This window comes from Gillisia sp. JM1 (assembly GCF_000424645.1).
In the GTDB taxonomy this organism is placed as follows: Bacteria; Bacteroidota; Bacteroidia; order Flavobacteriales; family Flavobacteriaceae; genus Gillisia.
This window is the reverse complement of the sequence record NZ_KE384218.1, coordinates 2,001,307-2,015,288: the sequence shown is the minus strand read 5'-3', so window position 1 is coordinate 2,015,288 and position 13,982 is coordinate 2,001,307. Positions and strand designations below refer to the sequence as shown.

The window sequence follows — 13,982 nt, the reverse complement described above, 5'->3', positions numbered from 1 at the left end:
AGTAAATTGTTAAGGAATCTTAAATATGGACTCCTAAAGCTAATATTTTGCTAATACGCTATTAATTCTTTTAATTTTTCATTAATACGATTTTTCGGAAGATATTGATTCTCTAGGTTTTGTGTAAAAGGAATAGGTGTTTCCATACTTCCTAATCGCATTATTGGGGCATCTAAATATTCAAAACATTCTTCTGCTATCTGTGCTGCGATATCTGAGGCAATACTTCCGAAGATAGAATCTTCATTTATAATAAGAACTCTTCCTGTTTTCTTAACAGAATTAAAAACGGTTTCTATATCCATAGGCTGCAAGGTTCTAAGATCTATGAGATCTACACTAAGATCTGGGAACTCCAATAATGCTTCCATCGCCCAATGAACTGCGGCGCCATAAGTTACTATGCTTACCTCATTTCCTTCCTGGAGGAAAGCGGCTTTTCCAAATGGAATAGTATAGTAATTGGTAGGTACTTCTTGACGAATGCTTCTATAAAGCGCTTTATGCTCGAAGAATAATACTGGGTTGGGATCGTTAAAAGCAGTATTTAATAATCCTTTTGCGTCTTTAGGAAATGCTGGATATACAACCTTTAAACCAGGAGTTTTAGTAAACCAGGCTTCGTTGGTTTGGCTATGAAAGGGCCCTGCTCCTACTCCTGCGCCGCATGGCATTCTAATAACAACATCTGCCTGCTGGTTCCATCTATAATGAACTTTTGCTAAATAATTTACTATAGGATTAAAGCCTGAACTCACAAAATCTGCAAATTGCATTTCCACCATAGACTTAATTCCTTTAATAGAAAGTCCCATGGCAGCTGCCACTATTCCTGACTCACAAATGGGAGTATTCCTAACTCTATCTTTACCAAAATCATTTAAGCTGTTTTCAGTAATTTTAAAAACACCTCCATAATTTGCAATATCTTGCCCCATCAAAACAAGATCTTTATGTTGCTGCATAGATTGTTTTAAACCCTCAGCAATCGCATCTATAAATCGGATGTTTTCAACTTCTTTGTTTTCTTCAAAATGCTGATATTCAAAATCTTGATATACATCACTTAACTCTTCACTTTCAGAGGAAACAATTATTTCTTCATCAAAAGCAAGTTTAAGGTTCTCATCAATTTCAGCTTTAATCTCCTTTATATATCCATTATTAATCTCCTGTGTAAGAATATTATTTTCAACAAGAAACTCTTTAAAATTAGAGATTGGATCTTTAGCAGCCCATTCATTCATTAACTCGTCTGGAACATATTTGGTTCCACTAGCTTCCTCATGACCTCTCATTCTAAAAGTTATAAACTCTAACAATACCGGTCTTGGGTTTTTACGAACACTTTCAGCAATTTCTGAAACCTTGGTAAATACCTCTAATATATTATTCCCATCTATTTGATGCGCTTCCATCCCATAACCAATCCCGCGATCTATTATGTCTTTACATCTGTATTGCTCGCTACTTGGAGTAGAAAGTCCATATCCATTATTTTCAACACAAAATAATACTGGTAGATCCCATACAGAAGCAATATTTAAAGCTTCATGAAAATCTCCTTCACTAGTACCTCCTTCTCCGGTAAAAACCGCCGTTAACTTATTCTCATTCTTAAGTTTATGTGCTAAGGCAATCCCATCTGCAACCCCTAATTGAGGACCTAAGTGAGAGATCATCCCCACAATCTTATATTCCTGAGTTCCAAAATGAAAGCTTCTATCTCTACCTTTTGTAAAACCATTCGCTTTTCCCTGCCATTGCGAGAACAATCTAAAAAGTGGAATTTCTCTTGCTGTAAAAACCCCCAAATTTCTATGCATTGGCAAGATATATTCATCTTCCTGCATTGCCATAGTAACCCCAATAGAAATAGCTTCTTGACCAATTCCGCTAAACCATTTAGATACTTTACCCTGCCTAATTAAAATAAGCATTTTTTCTTCTATAAGTCTGGGTTTAAGCATTCCCCTATATAATTTCAATAAAGTGGAATCTGGGAGATTGTTATTTTGAAAATTTATAGGTGTAAACTCTGTGGTTGCTGGTTTCATAAAATAAATCTAGTTATTCAAATGTAATTAAATTTATGAGTACCTTATAATTGGAAAGAAAAATATATACTCCGTTAATTTTATTTAACTTTGTTTGTAAAATATGATAAAGACAGCGTAAAATGGCAATGAATAATATACCAAGTGTAGATTTAGCAGATTTCCTCTCGGAGGATCCAAAGCGTAAGCAAAAATTTATAGATGAATTAGGTAAAGCCTATGAAGAGATTGGATTTGTCTCCTTGAAAAATCATTTTCTAAGTGATGACCTAGTAGATGAATTATATAAAGAAGTGAAATCTTTCTTTGATCTTCCAGAAGAGACTAAGAAAGGTTATGAAATTGAAGGTTTAGGCGGACAAAGAGGTTATATCTCTTTCGGGAAAGAACATGCCAAGGGCAAAAAAGAAGGGGATCTTAAAGAATTCTGGCACTTTGGGCAAGAGCCGTCACCCGATGCTAATTTAAAAGAAGATTATCCTCCAAATGTTATTGTAGAAGAATTAAAAGATTTTAATCATACCGGGATGGAAGCATATAGAATGCTGGAAAAAACCGGAATTTATGTATTGCGCGCATTAGCGATTTATATTGGTTTGGACGAGCATTATTTTGACCATTGGGCTAGTAATGGGAATAGTATCTTAAGACCTATCCACTATCCTCCAATTACAGAAGAACCAAAAGGTGCAGAACGTGCCGGAGCACATGGAGATATCAATTTGATCACTCTTTTAATGGGAGCTTCCACTGGAGGTCTTCAAGTGTTAAGAAAAGATGGGGAATGGATTGATGCTATTCCAGAAGAAGACGAGCTGGTGATTAATGTTGGTGATATGCTAGAAAGACTTACCAATAATAAATTGAGATCTACTATTCATAAAGTGGTTAATCCACCTAAAGAGCAATGGAGCAATCCTAGATATTCTATCCCATTTTTCTTGCATCCAAGAGGTGAAATGCCTTTAAATTGTTTGGAGGAATGTATAGATGAGAACAACCCTAAGCAACATGAAGATATTACCGCTGGAGAATTTCTACATCAGCGTCTTGTTGAAATAGGGCTTATTAAAAAATAAGAGATGTCCAAAAAGAAATTAGGCCTAGATGATCTGGGTGGATTTGTGTTTTCTACAGATAACGATTTTGATGTAGACGCAAATAATTCAGATCAGATTGAAACCCCAGAGCCGAAAGATCAACATTTAGAAGCACATTTTAGCAACAAAGGTCGGGGTGGTAAAATAGTGACTGTTATTAAAGGTTTTGAAGGGAAAGATGATGATCTTAATTCACTTGGAAAAACATTAAAGAAGAAGTGTGGTGTTGGTGGATCTGTGAAAGATGGAGAAATCATCATTCAAGGAGACGTTAGAAACAAGGTCATGGAGTTTTTAAAACAAGATGGTTATAGCGTGAAACGAGTTGGAGGATGATTAGTACTAATGTTTTTTTAACTTCAGAATATGCCTAGACAATTACATATTACTAATGGAAATACCCTTGCAGAAAATATTTTGGAACTGGATATTGAAGGAGATATTGTTATTTGGAGAGAAATGTTATGTGAAGGTCCTACTAACTATGAGCTAGGTACTCCAGAATTCACTAAACTTCGAACCACTTTTTTAAAACGTTATTATCAAATTAATCCTGAAGAATACGAAGAGAAATTTTTACAAGAACTTCATAAATTAGATACAATAAAAGATATCGATGAAATTATTCTTTGGTTCGAATTCGATCTTTTTTCTCATATTAATATGATAGCTGCAATTAGTAGATTATTAGAAAATAAGGTGGAAGTACCTGTTTATCTGGTATGTAGCAAAAGACAGAAGGGAGAGAAAGAGTTCCAGCCACTTTCTCAATTATCGCTGAAGCATTTAAAAAATCACTTTGACCAGAAAATACATTTAGATCAGGATGATCTAGAAATGGCAAATTTGATCTGGCAGTATTATAATGAAGAGAATCCTTTGAAATTAAAAGCTTTAATCAAGCAAAAATCTAATTTCGAATACCTCTCTAGCTGCATTAGGACACATATAGAGCGTTTCCCTAGCTCCACAACAGGCTTAAACACTATAGAAACAAATATCCTTAGATTGATAAAGGAAAATAAAATTAGTAGTTTAAATCAGTTATTAGGTTATTCTCTTCAATATCAAGGTTATTTCGGGTATGGAGAAAGGCAAATTCAAAGATTACTGGATAAGCTGAAACAGTTTTACACTCTTGAAAATGACAGGATTGTTTTAACTAAACAAGGTGAAGAGGCATTGATTGGTTCTCGTAATTTTTATCAAGACCTAAAAAACAATGAATCATTTGGCGGAGTTAAAATGTATGATTTTCTATACGATTCTGAATCACATAATATTTTAAAATTATAGAATGACTTTAAAACCTTCAGAGTTTATCTTAAATGAAGATGGCAGTATCTATCACTTAAATTTATTTCCAAATCAATTAGCCTCAACAGTTATTACGGTGGGGGATCCAGATAGAGTAAATCATGTTACTAAGCATTTTGACTCTATAGAACATAAAGTGCATAAAAGAGAGTTTCATACTCAAACTGGAATTTTCAAGGGAAAACGCATTAGTGTGATCTCTACAGGAATTGGAACCGATAATATAGATATCGTTTTTAACGAATTGGATGCATTGGTAAACATAGATTTTAAAACCCGAAAAGTTAAAGAGAATCTCACCTCTCTGGATATTATTAGAATAGGAACTTCTGGTTCTATTCAGGCAGATATTCCAATCGATTCATTTCTAGTTTCTGAAACAGCAATAGGTTTCGATTCTCTACTGCATTTTTACAAGAATGAAGATATTCAGGATGTTAAATTCTCTAAGGCGTTATTGGGACATCTTATTCTACCAAGAGAAAATGGAATTCCCTACGTTATTAATGCAGATAAGACCCTCCTCTCCTACTTTGAAAAAGATTATTGGAAAGGAATTACGGTTACCAATTGTGGTTTCTATGGTCCACAGGGAAGAGTTTTGAGGTTACCATTGAGCAATCCAAATCTAACTGAAAGAATGGCTAGTTTTAATCATTTAGATATAAGAATTACTAATCTAGAAATGGAAACTGCCGGAATCTATGGTTTGTCCAAGTTGCTTGGTCATAGAGCGGTGTCTTTAAATGCTATTGTTGCTAATAGAGCAACTGGAGAATTCAGTAAAGATCCAACAAGAACGGTAGAAAATCTAATTGTTGATGCATTGGATAAAATAGCGACTATCCAGTAAGTTATTTAACAGAACATTAAAATGGAGAGCATTGGAGTCTTTGTATTTTTGTTAAAAAAGATCCCCTATGCTAGCATCTACAGAATCTCGTTTAAGACATCGTGACCTAAACTGGTTGAGTTTCAACGAACGGGTATTACAGGAAGCTGAAGACGATATAAATCCGCTTTACGAAAGGCTTAAGTTTCTGGCAATTTTCTCTTCCAATTTAGATGAATACTTTAGAGTCCGGGTATCACAATTACGCCAAATAAATAGAGTGGAAAAGAGCATTCGTAAAAAACTTGCGTTGCGTCCTAATAAATTCACCAAGCAAATTTTAGAAGAGGTTAAACTTCAGCAAAATAAATTTGGGGAGATCTTTCATGAACAGATTATTCCACAACTTGCTGAAAACGGAATTTTTCTTATCAAATCTGAAGACTTCAATCAGACTCAACATACTTATGCCAAAAAATACTACGATGAAAAGGTTGCTGAATATTTAAAGCCTGAGCTCGTTGATCTTACTAAGGAACCTGAGTTATTTCTTACCAATAGTATACTTTATTTCGCTGTCACTTTTAAGGATGAAGATAAACTGGGTATTGTAAATATCCCTACAGAAGAATGTGGGCGTTTCGTACAATTTAATAACAATACGATCACTTTTCTGGACGATGTTATACGAAATATGATTCCGGATTTATTCCCTACTGAAGAAATATCTGGAGTCTATGAGATAAAAATGTCTAGAGATGCAGAGTTATATATTGAAGATGAATTTGATGGAGTGCTAGCAGAAAAAATCTATGAATCTTTGGCTCAACGTACAGATGGACAAGCTATTCGTTTGCTTTATGATGCAGATATAGATAAGGATATCCATAAGAAATTACGTAAACTCTTGAATCTTGGAAAGATAGATATGATGCCAGGAGGGAGATATCATAATTTCAGTGATTTCTTTTCATTCCCAGATCCATCCAATAACCCAGACTTACATTTTGAAGAGCTTCCTCCCCTTAAACACAAGGTTTTAGAAACTACAGAGAATTATTTTGAGGTTATAGCCAAGCAAGATCAGTCTTTGCATTTCCCATTTATGTCTTTTAATTATGTAGAGAAATTTTTGGAGCAAGCCGCATCAGATCCAGATGTAGAAGCTATAAAAATATCATTATATAGAGTAGCAGATGAATCTCAGTTGACTTCCAGCCTTATTAAGGCTATAGAAAATGGAATAAAAGTAACCATATTCGTAGAAGCCAAAGCTAGATTTGATGAAGCTAACAATATAGTTTGGGGTAGAAAATTTGAAGAAAAGGGAGCCAAAGTTATCTATAGCTATCCAAAGATAAAAGTACACTCCAAAATCATGTTGGTAAAGCGACGTGAAAATGGAAAGTCGAAAAGATATGCCTATATAGGAACTGGAAATTTTAATAGTAAAACTTCCAAGATCTACTGTGACCACGCAATCTTTACCGCAGATAAAAGAGTAACCAAAGAATTAGATCGCATATTTAAGGTGTTAGATGGAAAATTGATCGTTCCCAGAGAAAAACACTTATTCATTTCTCCATTCTCTACCCGTAGAAATTTTACTAAGCTGGTTTTGAATGAAATTCAATTTGCACTGGAAGGGAAAAAGGCTTCTATAGTTGCAAAAATGAATAGTTTGGAAGATGAAGAAATGATAGAACTTTTATATAAAGCAAGTAATTCGGGAGTGAAAATACGCTTGCTTATTCGTGGATTTACAAGTCTTATTCCTGGAGTTAAAGGGATGAGCGAAAATATATATATCACTAGTATTATAGATCGGTTTTTGGAACATGGAAGAATCTATCTTTTTGAAAATGATGGGGACGAGCAGATCTTTTTTGGAAGTGCAGACTGGATGAGTAGAAACCTAGACAGAAGGATAGAGGTGATAACACCTATTCTTGATGAAGATATTGCGCAGGAATTCAAAGATATTTTAAAAATACAGTTGAGTGACAATGTAAAGGCGCGGATTCAGGATGAAGAAGAATCTAATACGTATGTTGAAAAGAAAACTGGTGAAAAAGCTATTCGTTCTCAATATGAGATCTATCAATATTTAAAAGAAAAACACAGTATATAATGAGAACACTTAGAGTTGGTGGAGTTCCAGAACATTTCAACCTTCCTTGGCATCTCGCTATAGAAGATGGAGATTTTGAATATGATCATTTAAATATCGAGTGGCATAGTTTCTCCGGGGGGACTGGTGCTATGAATGCTGCTTTGAGAAATAATGAAATAGATGTAGCTATTATTTTAACTGAAGGGATCATAAAAGATATCATTGCCGGGAATCCTTCTAAAATAGTACAAACATATGTGCAATCTCCATTGATCTGGGGAATACACGTTGATGCTAACTCTCCTTATAAATCTGTCGAGGATCTTAAAAACACAAAAGCAGCCATTTCCAGAATGGGATCAGGCTCCCATCTTATGGCATATATAAATGCTGAAAAGCTTCACTGGGATACTAAATCTTTAGATTTTGAAATTGTCGGAGATATAAATGGGGCAGTAAAAGCACTTTCTGAAAACACATCCCAATATTTTATGTGGGAACGATTTACTACAAAACCTTTGGTAGATAAGGGTATCTTTAGAAGTGTTGGGGAATGCCCTACTCCATGGCCATGTTTTGTAATTGCAGTTAGAGAAGATGTTTTAGAAAATCAAAAGGATGCGGTTAGAGAAATGCTGAAGGTGATAAATACAAAAACGATCAGTTTTAAAGAGATTCATGAAATTGAATCCTTGCTTGCTAAAAGATACGATCAAAAGCTCGAAGATGTTAAAGAGTGGTTAGATATTACTTCTTGGAGTGAATCTCAGCTGACATCAGAAGAAATAGAAAAAGTTCAAACTCATTTATTAAGTTTAAATTTAATTCCCGAAAAACTCGCTGCTTCCAAATTAATTTATAATTTGTAGTCTTTTTAAAAATCATTTCTATTCTAAAAAACTACATGAAAAATCAATTAATTCTCCCGCTGTTTTTATTTGCTTCATTTTTAACTTTCTCGCAAGAAAAAGCTACTACAACAGAAACCAATTCTTCAGAAGAAGTATTTAAACGCGACATAGCAAAAAATGAATTAAGTATAGGTACGCTAAATCTGGTAGCTTTTGGAGCTTTGGATATTGCCTATGAACGTATTATTACCCAAAATTCTAGCTGGGCAATTGAAGGTTTTATACTTGCACTAGATAGAGATAATGAAGATATTGGTGATGCTTTTAATAAAGATGTTTCTTTAACTGGGAAGTATAAATATTTCTTTGGAGATAGGACTGCTTGGGGGTTTTACGTAAATGGGTTAGCAATGGTATCTTCTGGAAAATATTCTGAGTATAATGATACCTTCGTTGATGGTATCTACTACTCGAATCGTGAAGAAAAGGATTATACCGATCTTGCTTTAGGCTTCGGTTTAGGTGGAAAGTTTGTTTCTAAACAAGGATTCTTTTTGGATTTAAGTACTGGTATTGGCAGAAATTTATTTAGCGAAGACTCCCCTGTAGTTGTGGGCCAGTTTAATGTAAATCTCGGATTTAGATTCTAAACTACCATTGTATTGGGGGTTTTCCATTTTTAATTAGATACTTATTGGTTTGGGTAAAATGTTTGTTCCCAAACCAATATCCTCTGTTTGCACTTAAAGGTGAAGGATGCCCACTATTTAAAACCAAATGTTTTGAAGTGTCTATCTTTCTTCCTTTCTTTTTTGCATAACCACCCCAAAGCAAAAAAACAAGATTTTCTTTTCCTTCAGATAGAACTTTGATCACTGCGTCGGTAAATGTTTCCCAACCTTTATTTTGATGAGACCCTGCATCGCCACCTCTAACAGTTAATACCGCATTCAGTAATAAAACCCCTTGATTCGCCCATTTTTCAAGATCGCCACTATCTGTATTAAAGGATTCCCCAAGATCAGATTCCAACTCCTTAAAAATATTTTTTAATGACGGAGGATTGGCAATTCCATTATTTACTGAAAAACACAATCCATTTGCCTGCCCCGCCCCATGATATGGGTCCTGCCCTATTATAACGACCTTAATATTATCTAAAGTAGTTTTATTGAAGGCTTCAAAAATATGATCCTGTTTTGGGTAGCAGCTAGTATTTTTATATTCTTCAGAAACAAAATCTATTAAGTCTTGAAAATAAGGTTTATTAAATTCATCAATTAGTGTCTTTTTCCAACTGTTATGGATAGTGAGCTTCATTATAATTTAAGTAAATTTGTAAAACCCAAAATTAGGGAAAAATTACTATGATAAAAATTGCATCGAAAAGTCTTCATGATCTGGAATTCCCTACTGTTAGAAAACAAATAAGTGAGTTGTGTACCACTCAAATGGGAATAGAAAAGGCTTTAGAAATTGTTCCATATTCTTCTTACAACGACACTATTTTTGGCCTCCAGCAGACCAACGAATATGTGAGTTCTTACATGCAGGACAGCAAAATTCCTAATCATGGTTTTGATGCTGTTCATAAAGAGATCAAACTCTTAGGTATAGAAAATGCCGTTTTAGAAATTGGAGGTTTCAGGAAGATCTCCAGCCTCTCGCAAACAGTAAATGACCAATTACGATTTTTTAATAAATTCAAGGAACTTTACCCAAGCTTATATAAAACCACAGAAGAGGTAGAATATACTAAGGTTCTTATAGAGAATATAGATGAGGTAATAGATAGGTTCGGTGATGTAAAGGACAATGCTTCCCCCTTGCTGCTAAATACCCGAAGAGCAATGAATTTGGTAAAGGGCCAGATAAATTCGAGTTTTACCAATGCGCTTTCAAAATATAGCGGATATGGTTATTTAGATGAAATAAAAGAAAGCGTTGTAGATAATATTAGGGTATTGGCAGTTTCGGCTATGCACCGTAAGAAAGTGAAAGGCGGAATTTTGGGTAACTCCAAAACTGGCAGTATCGTTTACATTCAGCCGGAAGCCACTTTAAATCATACCAGAGAACTAAATAATCTTGAATATGAAGAAAAAGAAGAGATTGATAGAATCTTAAAAGAGCTTACTATATTCTTAGTCCCCTATATTGAGCTATTAAAGGAATATCAAGATCTTCTTAGCGAGATAGACGTAATTGCTGCAAAAGCGAAGTACGCACGTTTAATCAATGGCTTATTACCTAAGATCACAAAGGATCGGGAACTGTTTATAAAAGATGCCTATCACCCTCTGCTTTACAGGAATAATCTTAAATCTGGACAAAAGACATATCCTCAGAACATTGAACTTTCCAAAGAAGAACGAATTATTGTTATTTCTGGTCCTAATGCCGGAGGTAAAAGTATTACTCTAAAGACGGTTGGCTTGTTGCAAATAATGCTGCAAAGTGGAATTTTAATTCCGGTTCATGAATATAGTCGGGTTTGTCTTTTTGATAAAATATTAACCGATATTGGAGATAATCAATCTATAGAAAACCATTTAAGTACTTATAGTTATCGCTTAAAGAACATGAATTATTTTCTGAAGAAATGTGATGAAAAAACCTTGTTTCTTATAGATGAATTCGGAACCGGAAGTGATCCGGAATTAGGTGGTGCTTTAGCTGAAACCTTTTTAGAAGTGTTCTATGAACGCGAATCTTTTGGGATCTTAACAACTCACTATACCAATTTAAAGATGTTGGCAAATGAATTGCCATATATGAGCAATGCCAATATGATGTTTGATTCCAGAACTTTGGAACCACTATTTAAATTGCATCTTGGAGAAGCAGGAAGTTCTTTTACTTTTGAAGTGGCTCAGAAAAACGGGATTCCGTATAGCTTGATAAATCGTTCTAAAAAGAAAGTAGAACGTGGAAAGATTAGATTTGATAAGAGTATTGCAGATCTTCAGCGAGAACGCAGCAAGCTTCAAAAAACTACCGACTCCCTAAAAAGTAAGGAACTGAAAGCCTCCCAGCAAAAAGAGAAGCTAGAGGAAACAAATTCTAAAATTCAACAGAAGTTAGAAAGCTATCAGGAATTGTATGATAGCAATCAGCGGTTGATATATCTTGGGCAGAAGATCAATGATCTAAGCGAGAAATACTTCAGCAATAAAAAGAAGAAGGATCTTATTGGTGAATTCTTGAAAATTGTTGAGATCGAGAATTCGAAACGCATAAAAGCAACTCCTAAAGAAATAAAGGTTAAAAAAATTAAGGATAAAAAAGTGATACAAGAAGCCGAGAAAACGGTTGAAGTTATTAGGGAACGCAAAAAAGAAGAAAAGAAAACAGAAGCCATTCAGCAGAAAAATGAAGCGAATAAGCCGAAAGTATCCTTGAAAGTTGGAGACAGAGTTCGAATGGAAGATGGTCGCGCAGTTGGTTCTATAGATAAAATTGAAAAAGGAAAAGCCATTGTGAATTATGGTATGTTTACAACCAACGTAGATCTAGGACAATTAGAGCTAGTACAACCGGCAAAAAAGAAGAAATAAAATGGAAGCTGTATTACCAGAAAATAAGAAAATCATCCTTTTTGATGGCGTTTGTAATCTTTGTAACAACGCCATTAATTTTATTATTGAAAATGATAAGAAAGATATTTTTAGGTTTGCGTCTTTACAGAGTGACGTGGGCCGAAAACTGGTAATGGATAGAGGAATAGACCCTGAAATTCTGGATAGTATAATTCTAATTGAACCGGGAGTTGCTTATTATGAAAAATCTACTGCTGCACTTAAAATAGCCAAAGAACTTTCTGGAGGTTATTCCCTAATGAAATATTTTCTATACCTCCCAAACTCTATTAGAGATGGGGTTTATAATATAGTGGCAGCTAATCGCTATAAATGGTTTGGCAAAAAAGAATCTTGCATGATCCCAACACCAGAATTAAAAGCGAAGTTTTTAGATTAAAAAAAGGGATTGATTTTTAGGTTTATCTCTCTATTATAGAGAAATGATGATTTTGAGAAGATATTTGCTCCGTTCCCTTTTGGAATAACTCCATTTTTAAGCATACGTCAATGGTATAATTTACCGATTATAGCTCAGGAATAAATGGCCACGAATTCACGAATTATCTATTAAAACATTCCTGAAAACATTCGTGAATTCGTGGCTTCAATTTAAATATTTTTAGCCTCAGGCAAAAATTCAATAAAAAAACGTCAATTTCCCACGTTAGATAATTTTTTGTCACGGGTTTTAGGGTCGCGAGAATGCCAATTAGCCTTTAGCAAACTAAACATATATACAAAAAACAATCTCTTTCAGAAAAATCATTGAATGTTTGGCTCTCTATTATTACTGAGCCATTTCCTTTTCTTCTGTTTTCTTATAATTATCATCCCAATCCTTAACATTTGGAGGCCCTAATTTATCTACAGATTTTGCAACTAACATAGAAACAGCAGCATCTCCTGTAACATTCACTGTAGTTCTACACATATCCAAAGGTCTGTCTATAGCAAATATCAGTGCTAAACCTGCTTCTGGAATCCCAGCTTGGGCAAGTACGATTACCAACATTACCATTCCTGCACCAGGGACCGCAGCAGAGCCTATAGATGCTAAGGTAGCAGTAGCAATAATTCCTAATTGAGCTCCAAAAGTAAGGTCTATACCAAACGCCTGTGCAATAAATACTGCGGCCACTGCTTGATAAAGACTGGTACCATCCATATTTATAGTAGCACCAATTGGCAATACAAAACTCGTCACTTCTTTATGAACCCCGAGATGTTCTTCTACTCGTTCCATTGTTACAGGTAACGTAGCAGCACTGGAACTTGTAGAAAAAGCTAATAACTGAGCAGGTGCAATTCCGTTTAAGAAAAAACCTGGTTTATTCTTGGTGAATATCCATACAATTAGAATATAGAAGCCAATCATTAATGCTAGACCTATTAATACGGTCAAGGCATACATAGCTAGTGCCGCAAAAAGATCTGCGCTAGGAGATTCTACAACTAAAGCAGCCAGTAAAGCAAATACACCATAAGGAGCTGCAAGCATGATAAGATCTATCATTTTTAAGATGACTTCATTAAAACCATCAAAAAAGTCTTTTACAGGTTTTCCTACCGATTCTGGGATAAGGATTAATCCAATTCCGAAGAAAATAGCGAAGAAAATAACTTGTAGCATATTTCCATTATCACCAGCTGCACCAACAATATTGCTAGGTACTATGTCTTCCAATGCTTGTAAGGGTCCTGCGTCTTTTTGTTTTTGAGCATCTGCTATTCTTACAGAAGCATCAGTTTCATAACTGGTAATAAGATCTGTTCTGGTTTCTTCACTTATAGCACTTCCCGGTTTTATAAGATTTACTAGTCCAAGTCCTATAGAAACAGCTATTACCGTAGTAATTATATAGGTAACAATAGTTCTGGTTCCCATTTGGGATAATTTGGAAATATCCTTAAGATCTGAAATTCCCTTAATTAAAGAAGCTAGAATTAACGGAACTGCAATAAGTTTTAAGGCATTGATGAAGATGTTTCCGAAAGGTTTTATCCAATCGCTTACAAATTCTGATCCCCAACTAAAATTGGTTAGTACTAATGCGAATAGTACCCCAAAGAGCATTCCTAATAAAATCTGCCAGTGCAATGCTAATTTTTTCATTGTATTTCTTTCTTTAAT

12 protein-coding genes are annotated in these 13,982 nt (G+C 34.6%); 9 read left to right on the top strand and 3 right to left on the bottom strand.

Annotation, left to right across the window (positions count from 1 at the left end):
• Nucleotides 1–50: 50 nt before the first annotated feature.
• Entirely contained in the window at nucleotides 51–2,057 is a 2,007-nt protein-coding gene (locus H033_RS0112410) for a dehydrogenase E1 component subunit alpha/beta (protein ID WP_034886204.1), read from the bottom strand.
• Between the two features lie 128 nt (nucleotides 2,058–2,185).
• On the opposite strand from H033_RS0112410, the gene H033_RS0112405 reads away from it, so the two are divergent.
• The 7 genes from H033_RS0112405 (at nucleotide 2,186) to H033_RS0112375 (ending at nucleotide 8,920) form a co-directional block, all read left to right on the top strand.
• The gene (locus tag H033_RS0112405) at nucleotides 2,186–3,136 is read left to right on the top strand and encodes an isopenicillin N synthase family dioxygenase (RefSeq protein WP_026838595.1); all 951 of its coding nucleotides are present in this window, start codon (nucleotides 2,186–2,188) and stop codon (nucleotides 3,134–3,136) included.
• A gap of 3 nt (nucleotides 3,137–3,139) precedes the next feature.
• The gene (locus tag H033_RS0112400) at nucleotides 3,140–3,493 is read left to right on the top strand and encodes a translation initiation factor (protein WP_026838594.1); all 354 of its coding nucleotides are present in this window, start codon (nucleotides 3,140–3,142) and stop codon (nucleotides 3,491–3,493) included.
• A 30-nt stretch (nucleotides 3,494–3,523) separates the two neighbouring features.
• On the top strand, nucleotides 3,524–4,453 hold the full coding sequence (locus H033_RS0112395) for a DUF1835 domain-containing protein (protein ID WP_026838593.1): 930 nt from the start codon (nucleotides 3,524–3,526) through the stop codon (nucleotides 4,451–4,453).
• Between the two features lies 1 nt (nucleotide 4,454).
• On the top strand, nucleotides 4,455–5,327 hold the full coding sequence (locus H033_RS0112390; RefSeq protein ID WP_026838592.1) for a nucleoside phosphorylase: 873 nt from the start codon (nucleotides 4,455–4,457) through the stop codon (nucleotides 5,325–5,327).
• Between the two features lie 67 nt (nucleotides 5,328–5,394).
• Complete coding sequence (ppk1, locus tag H033_RS0112385; RefSeq protein WP_026838591.1) at nucleotides 5,395–7,437, top strand: polyphosphate kinase 1; 2,043 nt, start codon at nucleotides 5,395–5,397, stop codon at nucleotides 7,435–7,437.
• The gene (locus H033_RS0112380; protein ID WP_026838590.1) at nucleotides 7,437–8,288 is read left to right on the top strand and encodes a substrate-binding domain-containing protein; all 852 of its coding nucleotides are present in this window, start codon (nucleotides 7,437–7,439) and stop codon (nucleotides 8,286–8,288) included. The genes ppk1 and H033_RS0112380 overlap by 1 nt, the downstream gene beginning before the upstream one ends.
• Nucleotides 8,289–8,323: 35 nt before the next feature.
• Nucleotides 8,324–8,920: a hypothetical protein gene (locus H033_RS0112375; RefSeq protein ID WP_026838589.1), complete on the top strand. Its 597-nt coding sequence runs from the start codon at nucleotides 8,324–8,326 to the stop codon at nucleotides 8,918–8,920.
• A gap of 1 nt (nucleotide 8,921) precedes the next feature.
• Here the strand turns inward: H033_RS0112375 and H033_RS0112370 are convergent, their stop codons facing one another.
• On the bottom strand, nucleotides 8,922–9,590 hold the full coding sequence (locus H033_RS0112370) for a uracil-DNA glycosylase (RefSeq protein ID WP_026838588.1): 669 nt from the start codon (nucleotides 9,588–9,590) through the stop codon (nucleotides 8,922–8,924).
• A gap of 47 nt (nucleotides 9,591–9,637) precedes the next feature.
• Between H033_RS0112370 and H033_RS0112365 the strand changes: the two genes are divergently transcribed.
• On the top strand, nucleotides 9,638–11,827 hold the full coding sequence (locus H033_RS0112365) for an endonuclease MutS2 (RefSeq protein WP_026838587.1): 2,190 nt from the start codon (nucleotides 9,638–9,640) through the stop codon (nucleotides 11,825–11,827).
• 1 nt (nucleotide 11,828) lies between these two features.
• Nucleotides 11,829–12,248: a thiol-disulfide oxidoreductase DCC family protein gene (locus H033_RS0112360; RefSeq protein WP_026838586.1), complete on the top strand. Its 420-nt coding sequence runs from the start codon at nucleotides 11,829–11,831 to the stop codon at nucleotides 12,246–12,248.
• Nucleotides 12,249–12,638: 390 nt separating this feature from the next.
• Here H033_RS0112360 and H033_RS0112355 read toward each other — a convergent pair whose 3' ends face one another.
• Entirely contained in the window at nucleotides 12,639–13,964 is a 1,326-nt protein-coding gene (locus tag H033_RS0112355; protein WP_026838585.1) for a dicarboxylate/amino acid:cation symporter, read from the bottom strand.
• Nucleotides 13,965–13,982: the final 18 nt, after the last annotated feature.

What these genes read in the sequence shown, in the direction of transcription:
- ppk1 (WP_026838591.1), top strand. Translation starts at nt 5,395, where the DNA reads ATGCTAGCATCTACAGAATCTCGTTTAAGACATCGTGACCTAAACTGG.
- H033_RS0112360 (WP_026838586.1), top strand. Translation starts at nt 11,829, where the DNA reads ATGGAAGCTGTATTACCAGAAAATAAGAAAATCATCCTTTTTGATGGC.
- H033_RS0112410 (WP_034886204.1), bottom strand. Translation starts at nt 2,057, where the DNA reads ATGAAACCAGCAACCACAGAGTTTACACCTATAAATTTTCAAAATAAC.
- H033_RS0112400 (WP_026838594.1), top strand. Translation starts at nt 3,140, where the DNA reads ATGTCCAAAAAGAAATTAGGCCTAGATGATCTGGGTGGATTTGTGTTT.
- H033_RS0112365 (WP_026838587.1), top strand. Translation starts at nt 9,638, where the DNA reads ATGATAAAAATTGCATCGAAAAGTCTTCATGATCTGGAATTCCCTACT.
- H033_RS0112375 (WP_026838589.1), top strand. Translation starts at nt 8,324, where the DNA reads ATGAAAAATCAATTAATTCTCCCGCTGTTTTTATTTGCTTCATTTTTA.
- H033_RS0112380 (WP_026838590.1), top strand. Translation starts at nt 7,437, where the DNA reads ATGAGAACACTTAGAGTTGGTGGAGTTCCAGAACATTTCAACCTTCCT.
- H033_RS0112395 (WP_026838593.1), top strand. Translation starts at nt 3,524, where the DNA reads ATGCCTAGACAATTACATATTACTAATGGAAATACCCTTGCAGAAAAT.
- H033_RS0112405 (WP_026838595.1), top strand. Translation starts at nt 2,186, where the DNA reads ATGAATAATATACCAAGTGTAGATTTAGCAGATTTCCTCTCGGAGGAT.
- H033_RS0112390 (WP_026838592.1), top strand. Translation starts at nt 4,455, where the DNA reads ATGACTTTAAAACCTTCAGAGTTTATCTTAAATGAAGATGGCAGTATC.
- H033_RS0112370 (WP_026838588.1), bottom strand. Translation starts at nt 9,590, where the DNA reads ATGAAGCTCACTATCCATAACAGTTGGAAAAAGACACTAATTGATGAA.
- H033_RS0112355 (WP_026838585.1), bottom strand. Translation starts at nt 13,964, where the DNA reads ATGAAAAAATTAGCATTGCACTGGCAGATTTTATTAGGAATGCTCTTT.